This window comes from Virgibacillus ainsalahensis (assembly GCF_055380755.1).
On the sequence record NZ_AP043943.1, the window covers coordinates 2,536,525 to 2,553,037 of the forward strand.

Sequence of the window (16,513 nt, forward strand, 5' to 3'; positions counted from 1 at the left end):
TGCACTTATGCAGTAAGCAGGTTTTACACTTTCTTAAATACTAAATATGGCTCATTCCACTAAAATCTGGGATGAGCCTTTTTCTATCGGGTATCTAATTATTATTGCCATTGTTCCCTTTGCCATTATTGCCTTTATCCGGACTCTTGCCATTGTTGCCTTTGCCATTATTCCATTTATCCGGACTCTTCCCATTGTTGCCTTTGCCATTATTCCATTTATCCGGACTCTTCCCATTGTTGCCTTTGCCATTATTCCATTTATCCGGACTCTTCCCATTGTTGCCTTTGCCATTATTCCATTTATTCGGACTCTTGCTATTGTTGCCTTTCCCGTTATTCCATTTATCCGGACTCTTGCCGTTGTTTCCTTTACCATTATTCCATTTATCTGGACTTTTGCCATTGTTACCCTTGCCATTATTTCCTTTATTATCGGCTTTACCATTGTTACCTTTTCCGGTTGAACTATTACCGTTACCAGGGTTCGTCTTACTATTCTTTTCCTTTAACTCACTTGGGTGCTCATTTCCCTTGGGTTTTGCTTGTATGCTTTTGTTTTTTGCTTTATTAGAAGGAAGCGATCCTTTCTCTTCTTTTACTGGATCATCTTTCGCATTGTCACTTTCCTTCTCAGTTTTTTCTTCTGCTTCTTCTTGCTCTTCAATCTCGTCTGCTAACTGCCCTTTGTCATCTTCGTTATAAAAAGTATCAATAATTTCCATTTCCTCATCATTTAGGGAATCAACAGTTTTTACAGATGAATTTTTGTCGAGCAGTTTTGTTGCCATTATTTCATTCATCGACTTACCTGCTTCTTTAGCCATTTCACGTACATCAGAAGGTACCTCAAAGATAACAATGTTCCAATCGGGTTCATTACTTACGAGATACTGTTCGATGCTGGAAAGCAAAGAGTCATTATCATTCTTATCGGACTTATAACTAACACCAATCAGTACATTTTGTTCATTATTAACCAACCCTGCATTCTTACTGTTTTCAATAATTTTCTCGATTACCTTTTCTAATTCTTTATCCTGATATTCTGTTAACTCTTTCACAATGTTATCCGCATCATTATTGACGGCCAGCATATTGTCTACATCCATGTCTTCATTCACTTCAAGTTCTATATTAGGATTTATTGCAACATTTACATAAGCGTATGTATGATCCGCATTCATGAAGAGAAAGGAAGGTACAAATAATACAAATAAGATACAGACGATAGCAACCATCTTAAATATTCTACTTTTTTGTTTTCTTGATGAAAAAAACAGAAGAGGTCCTTTTTCTTCCAAAGGCTTAAAGGAAACCTCCGTGCCTATTTCCGCATCATTAATTGGAATGGCTTTTTGAAATGTACCTTCTTTTGTCATCATTATTGTGTATTTTCGATGCTGTTCCATTACAATTCCTTTTTTCATTTACCCACCCCCTTTAAATATTCCTTAATATAAAAATAGTCCTCACTGAGCACGATAAAAACCGCCAATACAAATTTTCGGTTTCTTTCCAGTGTTTTCTTACTTACATCAACAAATTTCATTAAATCTTTTATAGGCAACTTTTTCTTTCGATGAACATAAGATCTTAATTCAGCGTTTTCAAACAGTACCCTTGCTGTTCGGACAGCTGAGTCACGTGCATCCTTATGTTTTGGCGAAGCGTCTGCAAGTTCTGATAGCGTTAAATTATACACCTTCAGTTTCTCTTTAAAATCCAGAATTTCCTCCCTAAGATACCATGAATCCTGTTCCTTTTCATATTGTTCTTTAACAGCAATAATTTCTGTAGGATTTTCCATCTGTTCCGAGTCATAGCTTTCATCCAGTGATACAGCAGTCGGTTTCTTTTGCATATAACGTATATAATCAATCACTTTTCGCTTCACAACAAGCTTTGCAAAAGATAGAAAGGAGCTTCCTCTTTTTGATGAATAAGAGAGCATAGCTTCATTAAAGGCGTTAAGACCTATACTGAATTCATCGTCCCTTTTGGGATCAATATACCGTTTACAGACTTCTGAAACGCATTTGGCGATAAATGGCTGATACCTTTTTAAAAGGTAGTTCTGCATTGATTGGTCCCCTTTTTGTACAGAGGCAATCATTTCTTCAAGGGGCGTTTCTTTTAATGATTTGCTCATCATCATACAGAACCACCCTTTGCAATTATAAAATTCGTTCCATTATAATCCTTTTTGGGTGTAGAAATTACGTATTTACATCTATATAAAATATTTTGTTTATTAGCAGTCATGAAACATTCACCATCTCTATATCTTTATTTCTCGCATATTAACGGGCACTAACATTAGAAAACTCGGCGTATCATCAAGCCTTAGGCATGCCCCGTCGTTCACTTATGCAGCAAAGAAATCTTATACTTTCTTACTGCTTAGAAAAAACAAGATTTTCAGAGAAAGGGTAAAAGCACCCTCACTAAATTGTTTTTCACTTTGTAATTATTGATTCGGTATAAATATCTTAACGTAGAGGCAGACTCTAAGCTATCACAATATAATTACAGTTTCTTTAAATATCAGTTACCAGTATGTCAGCTGTCGTTTATTATGTAATGTCTTGAAAATTTATGAAAGTTAGAAAACTCCCTACCTTCTTACCCGCCCACAAAAAAATGCCCCTACTTAGATAGAGACATTTCATTTCTTTGAAGTTTTACCGTTCCAGTAAAATATCTTCTTTCTTCGTATATAATTTATTTTGTTTAATTGATTCAAGCGGCTCACTTATATAAATATCTTCTCCAAACCAATCAACAGATTCAATTTTTTTACGGGTAAATATGAAATACTTTTCATTTACATAACTTTCATTGCTCTGTACAACAATATATTTGATATTCCAATATTCATCATCATAAACCATGTCTACGACTATACCGATCTTTCCATTGTTCGCATGTACTTTAAATCCCATTGTTTCATCTTCACTACGAAGATTATATGCCATTTCTGTACTGCTTTGGGGTATATCTCTTTGGATTTGTTTTTCCATCGAATCCCCTTGATAAAAACTGGATGTAATCGGGTTCTCTCCTGCACCCCACATCGCGTTACTCATCCAATATCTGCTCCAACCATAATAACCAATCAGAGAATTTTCGGCTTCATAGGATAGGGACTGGCCTTCAGGAATGGCAGGGCTGTTTCGGACTTTTTCTTTATCATACTCCACTTCCAGATTTTCCTTTGCTTCATTTAAATTAACAAAGGACGAAGGTGAAAGCAGAACTTTCCTGCCGGGTAGCCACTTTCTTGTGTCAATTACCGCGTAACGTATAGACCATTCCTTATCATCAAAATACAAATCTTTAATCTTACCCACTTCCCCATCTGATGCATCTATATTATATGTTTTTAAATCTGATGTGAAATATAGCAAGGATATCCCTCCAGAAAATGGTTTTCATATAGAATCAATACCCTTCATGTAATAAAGTGAAACCAATGCAGGATAATAAACCTTCTTTACTCCTGTGGTGTATTAAGATAATCAATTGGTACAAACAGGCCTACTCTTCCATGTGTATCATGATTCAATGTGGCAAAAATAACACCGATCACTTCACCATTTTCATTAATTATGGGACTGCCGCTATTCCCCCGATAAACAGGCGCTTCAATCATTAACACCTCTTCCTCCCAATTAGATAATTGGGTGTAGCCGATTATACTTCCTTCATTTGCTATTCCATTAAAGCGTAACGGATTACCAATAAAATAAATTGACTCATTCTGCTCAAAACCAACTTCATCAGCAAGCTCAAGATATGGCATATCTTCCGTTGTCTTTGCTTCCAGAACGGCTATATCAATCGATGGATATGTTTCAGTAACTTCAGCAGAAAAAAGGCCTTCTTGTGGATAAGCTACCGTCACGGACTCCTCCCCCTCAATGACATGATGGTTTGTCAGAATCATACCTTCACTTGAAACACCAAAGCCCGTTCCTTTGCTATCCTCTGTTTCCACGACAACCACAGCTTCTTTATAAGTACGAATGTCTTCCTGTGTGGATAACTTAGCTGAGCTTATTAAAAAGTCAATGGCCGGAATTGAAAATGTTTGTGGGAGCAATGCAACCACATTAAATGCCATAACAACAGCAATCAGCCAAAATGCCCATTTGGGAAATGGACGTTTTGGCTTTGGCTCTTTTTCCTGTTTGTCTCTTTCCAATGCCTTTCTACGTTCTTCCTGTACTAATTCATACAGTTCTTCATCATCAAACTCTTCATATAAATCCTCATCTATCATATCGTGCTTGTTATCTTTTTCATCATACATAAAAGTCCCCCCGGAACTCATTGCTTATTAAATTATCCTGTATGTCTATCTTACCATGTTCCAGTGCAAAAATTGTATCAACTCCTGTTTTTCTAATACATAACAAAAAAGAGAATGACTCAGGTCAAGTGAGCCATCCTCCTTTATCTTTATTAGAAAAAATTAATGTATCCCGGTTTCCATATCGTTTTTACGGGTAAATCTTAATTTTATCATATTTTCGATTTTCAACTGAGGAACATTGGTTTCCTGGGAAATTTCCTGGACTGAAACATGAGGGTTTTTACGAATAAAGCTTCGTACCCTATCACTTTCCGTAAGACAGGTTGTGCACATCATGAATGGACTGCTTTCCATTGGCTCTTCACACAAACGGCAATTACGTACAAACCTTCCCATCTCCTCACCTCATTGTATGATTGTTATTTATATCATACACTTTTCGTCAAAAACTAACAATTATTTTTTTGAAAAATGAGTCTTTTTATTCACCCTCATTTTTAAAATTAGAAAGGCTATTTTTCGGCATAATTATTGCTCCTTAACCCCCGCAGTTGTATAAAAGATCGATGGGGCGAGTGAGCGCAGTCTTCTAGAAAACAGCCATTGAAAAAGAAATAGATATTACTATACGAAAACATGGAAAAAGTGCTATAGTTTTTATAGAATTAATTGATTCTTGGAAAAATGAATAGGAGTTGAGATTTATGCATTTAGATGAAATGCTCGCATTTAATGAACAATTTGTTGCTGGAAAGAAGTATGAACAATATTCCACAGACAGTATCCCGAATAAACGGATGGTAATATTCACCTGTATGGAATCACGGCTTGTAGAATTACTGCCGCGTGCATTAAACATCCAGAACGGCGATGTGAAAATGCTGAAAAACGCCGGGGCCATTATTCGTAAACCGTTTGACAGTATTATGAAAAGTATTCTTGTAGCTGTGTATAACCTGAAAGCAGAAGAAGTTGTCGTCATTGGTCATCATGACTGTGGAATGTCCAAGGTTGATACGACAGCATTCACAGCTAATATGAAAGAAAAAGGGGTATCACAGGAAACATTAGATACACTCACACATGGAGGGATTGACTTTCATGAAGAATTTCACGGGTTTGATACAGTTGAAGAATCCGTACAGCAAAGTGTAGGGATTATCCGAAATCATCCCCTGCTTCCTTCCGAAGTGAAAGTACACGGATTGGTTATAGATCCAGGCACTGGTAAAGCAGATATTGTGACAAAAGAAGCGTAGTATCAATGGAACTGCCACATTAAATTGTGGCAGTTTTTTACGTTTCAACTTATATTTATTCCAGGATTCCACATACTATCAATTAGCAGTTGAACCGCTGGAGGTACATATGAGAAAAAGCAGACAAAAACAATCCAGTAAGCTTTTCCCAATCAAGGTTGATAAACTCGAAAAGCTGATGCAAAGCAGATTTGAAGACAACCCTGATTTAAATTTTTCCATCTATGAACATCAGAATAAAAAAATAGCCGTATTTTATATATCCTACCAGGTTGGAGCTGACAGGGCTGAGAATTATCTGCTGAAACCCTTATTGGAGAGTGAAAAGGAATGGACATACACGTCCATTCTAAATGAAATCCCATTAAGTTCCGGCCAAACTACGGAAAAACTTGATGATATTCTTAATAAATTACTTATCGGCGAAATCTTTATCTATGTAGAAGATGAAGATAAGGCTGTTTCTTACTTATTGGCAAAACAAGAAAAACGCTCCCTGGAAAAAGCAGAAACGGAATCAGTAGTCGTCGGTCCGAAAGTAGCTTTCACTGAATCATTAATTACGAATTTAAATATTCTCAGGTGGCGTGTGCGGTCTACGGATCTTGTATTGGAAAAAATAATGATTGGTGAACGAACACCTCGTGAAGCGCGCTTAATTTATTTGAAATCCATTGCAAATGAAACAGACGTCAATACAATGCGACAGCGATTACAGGATTTAGAGGTTGATGAAATTGAAGATAGTAATACACTAATGCAATATATCGAGGACTCATCCTCTACCATCTTTCCAGAATTTTACTCCACAGAGCTCCCTGACCGTGCATCCTATTCCATCGCCAAAGGAAGAGTTGCTGTGATTGTGGAAAACAGTCCATCAGCAATTATTGCTCCATCGACTTTTTTCAGTTTTTTTGAATCGACCGAAGATTTATATATGCGTTGGAATGCTGGGTCTTTTCTGAGGATGCTGCGGATTTTATCCATATTCATTGCGGTGTTTTTAACACCGATGTATGTAGCAGCGGTTACTTTTCATTATGAAATCATTCCAACACAATTGCTTATTTCCATCGGGCAATCGAGAGCGGGGGTGCCCTTCCCCCCCATATTCGAAGCATTACTTCTCGAATTTTTAATTGAACTTCTAAGGGAAGCCGGAGCAAGGCTACCAACAAAAGTGGGGCAAACAATCGGTATTGTTGGTGGGGTAGTTGTTGGAACAGCTGCAGTGCAAGCTGGGATAACAAGTAATATCTTGATTATTTTTATTACGATAAGTGCACTGGCATCTTTTACAGCTCCCAGTTATTTAATGGGCACAACGATTCGTGTCCTTCGTTTTCCAATGATTATACTGGCAGGAATTCTTGGTATTATTGGTATTATGTTTGGGATCTGCTTTTTGATCATCCATTTATTGAAATTAACGTCATTAGGACGTCCATACCTTACACCAATTTACCCATTCCGGTTTGGGGATTTAAACAAAGTTTTGTACCGTTTACCACAACACTTTCAGAATAAACGCTTTGCTTCTTTTCTCCCAAAAGATTTAACACGCTTCAATAAACAAAAAGCAAAAGAGAAGAAAGACATCGATGAGTAGGTGTATTTATGGATATTAATATAAAAATAAAAGAGAACCTGCGAATTCAGGCTTTTTATTTATTTTTCATCATCTCTTCCATTCAAATAGGTGTCGGAATCATGGGTGCTCCAAGAATTATTTTTATAGAGGCTCACCAAGATTCATGGATAGCGATTTTAATAGCCGCAGCATATATCATCCTTGTTTTATTTGTTATGTTGCTAATTCTGAAACAATATGATAATGCAGATATACTCGGGATTCAAGTGGATGTTTTCGGAAAATTGCTGGGAAAATTGCTAGGGACCGTGTATATTATTTATTTTGCAGTTACATTATTTTCTGTACTTATCACCTATATCGAGGTCGTAAACATCTTTATTTTCCCCAGCTTAAGTCCTGTTGTCATGGGGACCTTGCTGATCATTCTGATTGCTTACAGTGTGCTTGGTGGATTGAAAGTTATTGTGGGTGTTTGTTTCCTTTTTTTCATCTTTTCCAACTGGGTGTTTTTACTGTTGATCGAACCTGCAACGGAAATAGATTGGACCCATTACCAGCCGGCTTTTCAGGCTTCCTTTACAGAATTGATAAACGGTGCTAAATCTACAGCCTACACCTTTATCGGATTTGAGATACTTTTATTTATATATCCGTTTATCCAAAACAAGCAAAAAGCAAAACTGCCAGTATTTGCTGCTGTCCTATGGTCTGCTTTTATCGTTTTCATTACGACCTTCATAGCAATTGGTTTTTTTAGTCCGGGGCAGTTGGAGAGAAGAGAATGGTCACTATTATCCTTATTTAAAATCCAGACATTCTCCTTTATTGAGCGAATGGATTTTGTAGTTGTCGCAGAGTGGATGATGGTAATTATACCAAATATGATTTTATTAATGTGGGGAATAATATATGGGATGAAGCGATTGTATAGGATTCCACAGAAAACATCTCTTTACATCGTATCTGGTTTATTGTTAATTGGGACTTTCTTCTCTCAACAGCATTTTCAAATACAAAAAATTATCGATACCACCGATAAGATAGGTTTCTGGATTGTATTTGTTTATCCATTTCTACTTCTACCACTAGTACTCATAAAGAAAAAATGGCGTAAACGGAAAGAAGGTGACAGTCATGCGAAATAAAAAAATAACTAGTATACTCATTTCTGTTGTCCTTCTTTCAGCCTGTGTAAAATCCACCCCGCTGGATAATCTTGGTATATTAAACACACGCGGAATTGATATTTCTGAAGAAAACGAGAAGCAAATGGATACGACATTAATTGTATATCAATTTGATGAGCAATCAGAAAACGTAACAAAAAACATTTTCGGTACAGGGAATACGGTAAAAAGTGCAAGGGAGGATGCAAATCGTAAGTCAAGCAATAAATTGAGCCCTGGTCAAATCCGTCTGGAGTTATACAGTAAAGAAGCGGCACAGAAGGGCATTGCAACATACATAAGTCCACTGGTACGAGACGCCCGCGTATCAGATACGATGTTGCTTGCAGTTAGTAATACAACCGCAAAGGAAGTCCTTACAAAAGGACAAGGGGACACAATGTACAATGTTGGAAGATATTTACATGATTTAATTGAACAGGAGTATATGGAAGATAGCATTCCAAGTGTTGCTTTACACCATTTCACCCATATTATTGGTGATATCGGACACGACCCCGTATTGCCAGTCATTAGCTTAATAAATGACACACCTACATTAACAGCTTTTGCAGTTTTCCAATCGGATAAATATGTTGGCGAAATTTCTTTGGATGAGGCCTTTCTCGTAAACCTGTTTCAAAAAAGGGTGAGCAATTCACCTGTAGAAGTATCTATCACTAGAAAACCTTTTGAGAAATTTTTTGTGAATCCAGACCAAAATAAAATGAATGATGAAGATTTTCAAGTTCAAATGGGTGTCAGTGGCAAAAGCAAAACAAAAATAAAAAGTACAGAACAGCTAACCTATGAGACAAATGTTGACCTGGAGATTAACATACAGGAATTCTCGGAATTAATGAGTGTTGAAAATGAACAGGTAGCCAATTTATTGGAGAAAGAAATTGCTAAAGCATTCGAAAAACAATATGAATCACTCTTAGAGAAACTTCAGGAGATTAATTCCGATCCGTTTGGTCTTGGAAATATTTATCGTATTAACAAGGAAGATGGCACATTGACGGAGAAAGAATGGCGCGAGAAGTTCCCAGAAGTTACTGTTGATTTTAATGTAAATGTAAAAATTATGCAATATGGAACGATACAATAAGGGTAACAGTCGTATGAGCCGAAGAAAATTAAAACCTCCCTTATCCAATAAATGGAAAAGGAAGGTTTTCAACTTATTTCTGAACTTCGCCCAAGATTTCAATCACACGATCACGTGCTTCCTCACTTTTATATTTTTTCATATAATCAATCATCACTGGTGCTTGATCTTTTAGTTGCAAAAGTTCCTCTACCAGTGATTCTTTCGTTAATGCTTCTTCTCCCACAACACGGGCATAGCGTTTTTCTGTAAATGATCGAGCGTTGATAATCTGATCACCTCTGCTTGCCTGGATAGACAATGGAACAAGCAACATTGGGATTCGCAATGCAAGAAATTCAAAGATTGCATTGGAACCAGCCCGGGATAGCACATAATCTGTCGCTGCAAAAATATCTTTTAATTCCTCATGCACATATTCAAATTGGACATAGCCTTTTTCCTTAATCGATGGGTCCGTTTTTCCCTCACCGCAAATATGAATAACCTGAAGCGAGGGTAATAACTCAGGGAGACTCGCCCGAACGGTTTCATTGATTTTCCGGGCTCCTCCACTGCCTCCCATAATAAGCAGTACCGGTTTTTCATTAGTTAAACCTGCAAATATTAATCCCTTTTCTTTATCCCCTTGAAACAGCTCTTCACGGATAACGGCACCAACATATTCTCTTTTTTTCTCAGGTAGATATTGCATCGTTTCCTCAAAGGTTGCCAGTACTTTTTTAGCAAAAGGAATCGAAATTTTATTCGCCAATCCCGGTGTATAATCTGATTCATGTATCACTACAGGCACGTTGCGGAGTTTCGCTGCTGCTACCACCGGAACAGAAACAAATCCACCTTTTGAGAAAATGACCGATGGCTTGCGCTTACCGATAATACGCCACGCTTCGATGGTTCCCTTCAATACTTTAAACGGGTCTTTGAGATTTTCTTTTGACATATAACGGCGCAGCTTCCCTGTTGAAATCGAATGGTAGGTAACTCCATCCAACTGTCCAATTAAGTTTTTCTCAATTCCATCTTTCGAGCCGATATAATCAATCTCCCACCCCTCGCGCTGGTACACGGGTATAAGTGCCAAATTGACGATTACATGACCCGCTGTTCCCCCACCGGTGAAGAGAATTCGTTTATTTTGCATAAAGTATTTCTTCCTTTCTAGCTTAATACAATTTAAAACAGTATAATGGGTTTTATGATTTTAATTTGTATACTTAAAATAGTGTGAGTATCCTTTTAAAAGTGTAATAGAAATTAATGAAAAAAGGAAGTATATTATGTACGAAACAAAAACGATAAAAGAAAAATTGAAGCTGTTCACCATTATATTAATTCCCATATTAATTACCCAAGTTGGTATGTCGCTGATGAATTTTTTCGATACCGTCATGTCCGGCCAGGCCGGAGCTGATGACCTAGCCGGTGTTGCGATAGGATCAAGTCTCTGGCTGCCAGTTTTCACGGGAATCAATGGGGTGCTTTTAGCTATCACGCCAATTATAGCGCAGCTGACAGGCGCAAGGAACAATGATGAAGTACCTAAAAAAGTACAACAGGGAATTTATTTAGCTGCTGCGTTAGCCATTGTTGTAATTATAATTGGCGCAATGGTACTTAATCCAATTTTACACGCTATGGATTTAGAACCGGAAGTACGACATATTGCGAAATATTACCTTATTACATTAAGTGCAGGAATTGTGCCGTTATTCATATTCAATACAATCCGCAGTTTTATCGATGCATTGGGGAAAACCCGCACTTCCATGTTCATCATCTTAATTGCATTGCCATTAAATATCGTCTTTAACTATGTATTTATCTTTGGTGCATTTGGTATCCCTGCATTCGGTGGAATTGGTTCTGGTATTGCAACAGCTGTTACCTATTGGCTGGTCTGCATTATTTCCTTTGGAATCATCCATAAGATCCAACCATTCCGGGGCTTTGGAATATTAACAGATTGGGTCAAACCTTCTTTACAAGTGTGGTGGGAGCAACTGAAAATAGGTCTCCCCATCGGGTTTGCGATATTTTTTGAAACAAGTATATTTGCAGCAGTTACCTTATTAATGAGTGTTTATAGTACGTATACAATCGCTGCACATCAAGCTGCAATGAACTTTGCCTCATTAATTTATATGATTCCACTAAGTGTTGGAATGGCATTGACAATTGCCGTTGGCTTTGAAGTCGGCGGAAAAAGATACAAGGAAGCCCGGACTTATGGATATATTGGAATAAGCGGCGGGTTATTTATCGCTATATTTGCAGGTCTGATTTTATATGTCTTTAACGGTCCTGTTGCTGCATTGTACAATTCTAACCCTGAAGTCATTGAGCTTACGAAGCAGTTTATCTATTATGCAATATTCTATCAGCTTGCTGATGCTTTTGGAGCACCGATTCAAGGAGCACTTCGCGGATATAAAGATGTTAATATGACATTAGTTATTGCACTTGTCTCCTATTGGATAATCGGTTTGCCGACTGGTTGGCTGCTGGCAAATTACACCGCGCTGGAGCCATTCGGTTATTGGGTCGGCATTATTACCGGCCTGAGTTGTGGTGCAATTGCATTATTATGGCGATTGTTGCACGTCCAAAAAAAATACAGAAAAACAAATGAAAACTCACCTGCTCTATAATTGGCAGGTGAGTTTTTTGTAACTGTGCTTGATTTCCAATTTTCTCTAGGCTGTTTTTTAATTGTTATTAATCCAAATTCATTACAACCAGTCGTTCCTCCGTCATTTCTTCAATGGAGTACTTCGGACCTTCCTTTCCCCAGCCGCTGTCCTTCACCCCACCGTATGGCATAAGATCAACACGATACTGGGAAGAGTCATTAATCATTAGACCGCCGACTTCCACATTTCTTGCTGCATAAAAGGCTGTATTGAGATTTTTTGTGAAAATACCTCCCTGTAGTCCGTATGGGGATTCATTCAATTCATCAATACACGTATCCAGGTCCTTGTATTCAATAATACTTACAACAGGGGCAAAAATCTCCTCACAAACAACAAGCATATCCTTTTTCACATCCGTTAATACAGTAGGTTCATACATTGATCCATCTCGACTTCCACCTGTCACAATTGTAGCTCCGGCTTGTTTGGCTTCATTTACCCACTTTTCCGCACGTTTCGCTTCCTCTTCATCAATCATTGGCCCAACAACCGTTTCCTCATCTTTGGGGTCACCAACTTTAAGGTATTCCATAGCTTCTGCAAGCTTCGTCTGAAAGGCTTCCTTAACAGATTGATGTACGTAGAGACGCTGTGGTGTAATGCAAGTCTGCCCTGCATATGCAAAACCTGCTGTAGAAAGTATAGTGGCTGCTTTATCCAAATCTGCTTCTTTATCTACAATCACCGGTGAATTATTTCCAAGCTCAAGAATGAGTTTATTTAAACCAGTATTCTGTTTGATTTTCAACCCAACTTCTGCACTGCCGGTAAATGTATATGTTGAAATTCGATTGTCTTCCTGCATTTGTTTACCAACAACAGAGCCAGATCCTGCTATTACATTCAGCAATCCTGCCGGGAGCCCTGCTTCTTCAAATAGCTTAGCCAATTTCAACGAAGATATCGGTGTTGCACTTGCCGGTTTCAATACAACAGCATTCCCTGCAGCAAGTGCCGGACCGATTTTATGTGCCACCAGATTAATCGGAAAATTAAATGGTGTAATTGCCCCAACCACACCAACTGGTACCCGTATCGTAAAAGCCATTCGATTTTCAGAACCGGGGGCAGCCTCTACCGGCACGCCATGTCCGCTGATTCGTTTTGCTTCTTCTGCAGAAACTTCAAATGTCTCCGCGGCACGGGCAACCTCTGTTCTTGCCTGTTTGAGCGGTTTTCCAGCTTCGGCAACCAGTGTCTGTGCAAATTCCTCATTATTCACACGTAATTTATCTGTCACTTTTTTCAGGATTTCATATCGTTCATAAGCTGACAATTGGTTGGATTTAAATGCTTTTTCCGCACTGTCTATTGCATCATCTACATCTTTTTCCCCAGCTTTTGAGACAGTTGCATATGCCTTCTGTGTATATTTATTTTTCACCTCAAGTGTTTCATTAGCAGATACCCACTTACCACTTATGAAAAGATTGAAATGCTCACTCATTTTATCATTCTCCTCTCTCTACTTAATCTTTCCTTTTTTCATAAAACACAAACCTTAGAAAACTCGAAGCAAGAAAGTTTTATGCTATGATGGTGGCAAGCTCTTAACCGCCATGCTGGTTTCGTAACTACTAAAAAAAACCGCCCCTAAAGGACGGTTTTTTTATTTTATTACAAGAATAACCCTACAACTGTTGCAGATAGAATAGATGCAAGAATAGAACCAATTAATAGTTTCATACCGAAGCCTGATACACTACCTGCTTTCTTCGGGTCAATCCCTTTAACAGTTCCAGCAATAATACCGATGGATGAGAAGTTAGCAAAACTCGTAAGGAAAACAGTTACAATACCAATTGTTTTCTCAGACATTGTTTCCATCAATGGCTGGAATTCCAGCATTGCAACGAATTCATTGGTAACAATTTTTGTTCCCATGACGGATCCTGCCTCGATTACTTCTCCTGGAGCAATTCCCATTAAGAGGCCAATCGGAGCAAGGATATAACCTAAAATCTGCTGTAATGTTACACCAGCGAATACGAGTTGAATAATCCAATTTACCAATTCCAGTGATGCAATGAAGGCAATCAGCATAGCAGCAACAATCAAGGCAATTTTTCCACCTTCTAATGCTCCATTTCCCATTGCTTCAAATACACTTTTATCCTCCGTTACATTACTGATGTCAACCGTATCCTCTTCTTTCGGAACTTTGACCGGTGCAATAACAGATGCCATCATTAGCGCACTGAACATATTTAGCGGCAATGCGACTAAAATATATTCTGGCGGAAGCATTTGGATGTATGCACCAACAATCGATGCAGATACCGATCCCATTGCAGAAGCACTGACAATGTATAAACGGTTGTCCGTTAAATGATGAAATTGTGATCGTATCGCTATTAATGCTTCAGATTGTCCGAAAAAGATACTGTTAACCCCATTAAAGGATTCGATTTTCGGTAAGCCAGTCACTTTTGAGATTGCAGCGCCAATCCATTTAATGAGTGTCGGGAGTATTTGTAAATAAGTTAACACAGATAATATTGTAGCAAAGAAAATAATGAGTAAGAGAACATTAAAGAAGAATACGCCACCTTCTTGAATCTCAAATCCCCCAACCACAAAGCTGATACCTTCCTGACCAAATTCAATTAATTTATTAAAACCTGCGGCAATACCATTAATGATTATTTGTCCAATTTCTGTTGAGAACATGAACCAAGTGATTAAAATTTGCAGCAGCAGCATAATTCCGATACCTTTATAGTTAATTTGTTTCTTGTCATTAGACATCAAATAAGCAATCCCCAAAACTACCACAATTGCAAGTAATCCTAAAATTATACTTAATACACCCAACATAACAGCCTCCCTTTTTTTATTTGTGTAAGTGTTTTCATCTATAATTACAACAATAATTGTAACAAGTCGTCTGACGTCATGCAAATGATAGTTTTTTCTGTATATTTGCCTTATTATGAGGAGTATTCCCCATTTTTGAATAAATAAAAACCTCAGCAATTGCTGAGGTTAATGTACCGGAAAGAAAATCATCTGAAGCAAAAAGATGATGGCAAACAGATACAAAATCCAATGAACTTCTCTTCCTTTTCCTCCCGCTAATTTCAATAGCGGATATGTAATAAATCCAATTGCAATACCTGTTGCAATACTTGAAGTGAATGGCATTGTCAGAATTACTGCAAAAGCTGGGAAAGCTTCATCAAATGATTTCCAATCAATTTTCGCCAATCCTTCCATCATGAAACAGCCGACAATTATTAGTACTGGTGAGGTGATTGCCGGAATGTTTGCGACGATTTGGATAATCGGTGTAAAGAAAATGGATAAAGCAAACAAAGCGGCTACAACTATTGATGTCAGTCCAGTCCTCCCACCTGCTGCTACACCTGAACTTGATTCGATATATGCAGTGGACGGGCTTGTTCCGAACATGGAACCGACTGTGGTTGCTGACGCGTCCGCAAGCAGTGCCTGTTTTGCACGTGGAAAATTACCATTTTTCATAAAGCCAGCCTGTTCGGCAACCCCGATCATTGTACCTGTTGTGTCAAATATAGTTACAAGTAAAAACGCAAACACTACCGTATAAAGACTATTTGCGAAAACTCCTCCAATATCTATATCAAAAAAGACAGGACTTGGCGGTACGGAGATGAAGCCTTCTGTAAAACTTAGCTGACCTGTAAAAAATGCTATAATTCCTGTAGCAAGCATTCCTAGAAATAGAGCACCCTTTGTTTTTAATACAAACAATACCAACGTAATGAACAAACCACCGATTGTTAAGAGTACCATTGGATCACTTAAATCGCCCAACCCGACGATATTTGCCTCATTTGGTACAACAAGGCCAGCATTTCTTAGACCGACAAATGCAATAAATAAGCCAATACCTGAGGTGATTCCGTATTTTAATGATGCAGGGATCGCATAGATTAACGTTTCGCGTAAATGCGTAAGACTTAATAGAATAAAAATGATACCAGCTACAAATACAGCACCGAACACCACTTGATAAGATATTCCCTGAGTAGCTACAACACTGGCAAAATACGCATTCATCCCCATTCCTGGTGCAATAGCAATAGGATAATTTGCGAAAAGACCCATATATAACGTACCAACAACTGCTGAAATAACCGTGGCCATGAACACCTGATCAAAAGGTACACCAGCCGATGTAAGGATTGCAGGGTTTACCACAATGATATAAACCATTGTAAGAAAAGTTGTCATACCAGCTGTGAATTCTGTTCGGATATTTGTATTATTTTGTTTCAGTTTAAATATATCTTTCATTATGTAACCCTTCTTTCCGAATGATAAATTCAACAAACTCCATAATATTCGTTTTTAAATGATTTTGCAACTAAAAAACAAAAAACCTC

Annotated in this window: 14 protein-coding genes; 5 read left to right on the forward strand and 9 right to left on the reverse strand. The window is 37.9% G+C overall.

Annotated features, from left to right (window positions below; all coding sequences use genetic code 11):
* Positions 1-94: 94 nt before the first annotated feature.
* The 5 genes from ACZ427_RS12415 to ACZ427_RS12435 all read right to left on the reverse strand — a co-directional run bounded on the left by ACZ427_RS12415 (position 95) and on the right by ACZ427_RS12435 (position 4,713).
* Complete coding sequence (locus ACZ427_RS12415; RefSeq protein WP_461178868.1) at positions 95-1,429, reverse strand: anti-sigma factor domain-containing protein; 1,335 nt, start codon at positions 1,427-1,429, stop codon at positions 95-97.
* Complete coding sequence (sigI, locus tag ACZ427_RS12420; RefSeq protein WP_461178869.1) at positions 1,426-2,157, reverse strand: RNA polymerase sigma factor SigI; 732 nt, start codon at positions 2,155-2,157, stop codon at positions 1,426-1,428. Before sigI ends, ACZ427_RS12415 begins: the two co-directional genes overlap by 4 nt.
* A gap of 526 nt (positions 2,158-2,683) precedes the next feature.
* Positions 2,684-3,409, reverse strand: coding sequence for a PRC-barrel domain-containing protein (locus tag ACZ427_RS12425; protein WP_461178870.1), 726 nt, complete (start codon positions 3,407-3,409; stop codon positions 2,684-2,686).
* 86 nt (positions 3,410-3,495) lie between these two features.
* Positions 3,496-4,314 (reverse strand): S1C family serine protease, encoded by an 819-nt coding sequence (locus tag ACZ427_RS12430; RefSeq protein ID WP_461178871.1) that lies wholly within the window; start codon positions 4,312-4,314, stop codon positions 3,496-3,498.
* 162 nt (positions 4,315-4,476) lie between these two features.
* Positions 4,477-4,713 (reverse strand): hypothetical protein, encoded by a 237-nt coding sequence (locus ACZ427_RS12435; protein WP_461178872.1) that lies wholly within the window; start codon positions 4,711-4,713, stop codon positions 4,477-4,479.
* Positions 4,714-5,021: 308 nt separating this feature from the next.
* On the opposite strand from ACZ427_RS12435, the gene ACZ427_RS12440 reads away from it, so the two are divergent.
* The 4 genes from ACZ427_RS12440 to ACZ427_RS12455 all read left to right on the forward strand — a co-directional run bounded on the left by ACZ427_RS12440 (position 5,022) and on the right by ACZ427_RS12455 (position 9,450).
* Positions 5,022-5,576, forward strand: coding sequence for a beta-class carbonic anhydrase (locus ACZ427_RS12440; RefSeq protein WP_461178873.1), 555 nt, complete (start codon positions 5,022-5,024; stop codon positions 5,574-5,576).
* Positions 5,577-5,685: 109 nt separating this feature from the next.
* Positions 5,686-7,188: a spore germination protein gene (locus tag ACZ427_RS12445; RefSeq protein WP_461178874.1), complete on the forward strand. Its 1,503-nt coding sequence runs from the start codon at positions 5,686-5,688 to the stop codon at positions 7,186-7,188.
* 8 nt (positions 7,189-7,196) lie between these two features.
* The gene (locus tag ACZ427_RS12450; RefSeq protein ID WP_461178875.1) at positions 7,197-8,318 is read left to right on the forward strand and encodes a GerAB/ArcD/ProY family transporter; all 1,122 of its coding nucleotides are present in this window, start codon (positions 7,197-7,199) and stop codon (positions 8,316-8,318) included.
* Entirely contained in the window at positions 8,308-9,450 is a 1,143-nt protein-coding gene (locus ACZ427_RS12455) for a Ger(x)C family spore germination protein (RefSeq protein ID WP_461178876.1), read from the forward strand. Before ACZ427_RS12450 ends, ACZ427_RS12455 begins: the two co-directional genes overlap by 11 nt.
* Positions 9,451-9,523: 73 nt before the next feature.
* Here ACZ427_RS12455 and ACZ427_RS12460 read toward each other — a convergent pair whose 3' ends face one another.
* Positions 9,524-10,594 carry an undecaprenyldiphospho-muramoylpentapeptide beta-N-acetylglucosaminyltransferase gene (locus ACZ427_RS12460; RefSeq protein WP_461178877.1) on the reverse strand — a complete coding sequence of 357 codons (1,071 nt, stop codon included), beginning with the start codon at positions 10,592-10,594 and terminating at the stop codon, positions 9,524-9,526.
* A 136-nt stretch (positions 10,595-10,730) separates the two neighbouring features.
* On the opposite strand from ACZ427_RS12460, the gene ACZ427_RS12465 reads away from it, so the two are divergent.
* The gene (locus ACZ427_RS12465; RefSeq protein WP_461178878.1) at positions 10,731-12,101 is read left to right on the forward strand and encodes an MATE family efflux transporter; all 1,371 of its coding nucleotides are present in this window, start codon (positions 10,731-10,733) and stop codon (positions 12,099-12,101) included.
* Positions 12,102-12,168: 67 nt separating this feature from the next.
* On the opposite strand, the gene ACZ427_RS12470 is transcribed toward ACZ427_RS12465, so the two are convergent.
* The 3 genes from ACZ427_RS12470 to ACZ427_RS12480 form a co-directional block, all read right to left on the reverse strand.
* Complete coding sequence (locus ACZ427_RS12470; protein WP_461178879.1) at positions 12,169-13,593, reverse strand: aldehyde dehydrogenase family protein; 1,425 nt, start codon at positions 13,591-13,593, stop codon at positions 12,169-12,171.
* A 170-nt stretch (positions 13,594-13,763) separates the two neighbouring features.
* The gene (locus tag ACZ427_RS12475; RefSeq protein ID WP_464883584.1) at positions 13,764-14,894 is read right to left on the reverse strand and encodes a NupC/NupG family nucleoside CNT transporter; all 1,131 of its coding nucleotides are present in this window, start codon (positions 14,892-14,894) and stop codon (positions 13,764-13,766) included.
* Between the two features lie 237 nt (positions 14,895-15,131).
* A complete protein-coding gene (locus ACZ427_RS12480) occupies positions 15,132-16,424 on the reverse strand; it encodes an NCS2 family permease (RefSeq protein ID WP_461178881.1) in 1,293 nt (430 codons plus the stop codon).
* Positions 16,425-16,513: the final 89 nt, after the last annotated feature.

What these genes read in the sequence shown, in the direction of transcription:
- ACZ427_RS12480 (WP_461178881.1), bottom strand. Translation starts at nt 16,424, where the DNA reads ATGAAAGATATATTTAAACTGAAACAAAATAATACAAATATCCGAACA.
- ACZ427_RS12430 (WP_461178871.1), bottom strand. Translation starts at nt 4,314, where the DNA reads ATGTATGATGAAAAAGATAACAAGCACGATATGATAGATGAGGATTTA.
- ACZ427_RS12415 (WP_461178868.1), bottom strand. Translation starts at nt 1,429, where the DNA reads ATGAAAAAAGGAATTGTAATGGAACAGCATCGAAAATACACAATAATG.
- ACZ427_RS12435 (WP_461178872.1), bottom strand. Translation starts at nt 4,713, where the DNA reads ATGGGAAGGTTTGTACGTAATTGCCGTTTGTGTGAAGAGCCAATGGAA.
- ACZ427_RS12475 (WP_464883584.1), bottom strand. Translation starts at nt 14,894, where the DNA reads ATGTCTAATGACAAGAAACAAATTAACTATAAAGGTATCGGAATTATG.
- ACZ427_RS12445 (WP_461178874.1), top strand. Translation starts at nt 5,686, where the DNA reads ATGAGAAAAAGCAGACAAAAACAATCCAGTAAGCTTTTCCCAATCAAG.
- ACZ427_RS12440 (WP_461178873.1), top strand. Translation starts at nt 5,022, where the DNA reads ATGCATTTAGATGAAATGCTCGCATTTAATGAACAATTTGTTGCTGGA.
- ACZ427_RS12450 (WP_461178875.1), top strand. Translation starts at nt 7,197, where the DNA reads ATGGATATTAATATAAAAATAAAAGAGAACCTGCGAATTCAGGCTTTT.
- ACZ427_RS12460 (WP_461178877.1), bottom strand. Translation starts at nt 10,594, where the DNA reads ATGCAAAATAAACGAATTCTCTTCACCGGTGGGGGAACAGCGGGTCAT.
- ACZ427_RS12470 (WP_461178879.1), bottom strand. Translation starts at nt 13,593, where the DNA reads ATGAGTGAGCATTTCAATCTTTTCATAAGTGGTAAGTGGGTATCTGCT.
- ACZ427_RS12465 (WP_461178878.1), top strand. Translation starts at nt 10,731, where the DNA reads ATGTACGAAACAAAAACGATAAAAGAAAAATTGAAGCTGTTCACCATT.
- sigI (WP_461178869.1), bottom strand. Translation starts at nt 2,157, where the DNA reads ATGATGATGAGCAAATCATTAAAAGAAACGCCCCTTGAAGAAATGATT.
- ACZ427_RS12455 (WP_461178876.1), top strand. Translation starts at nt 8,308, where the DNA reads ATGCGAAATAAAAAAATAACTAGTATACTCATTTCTGTTGTCCTTCTT.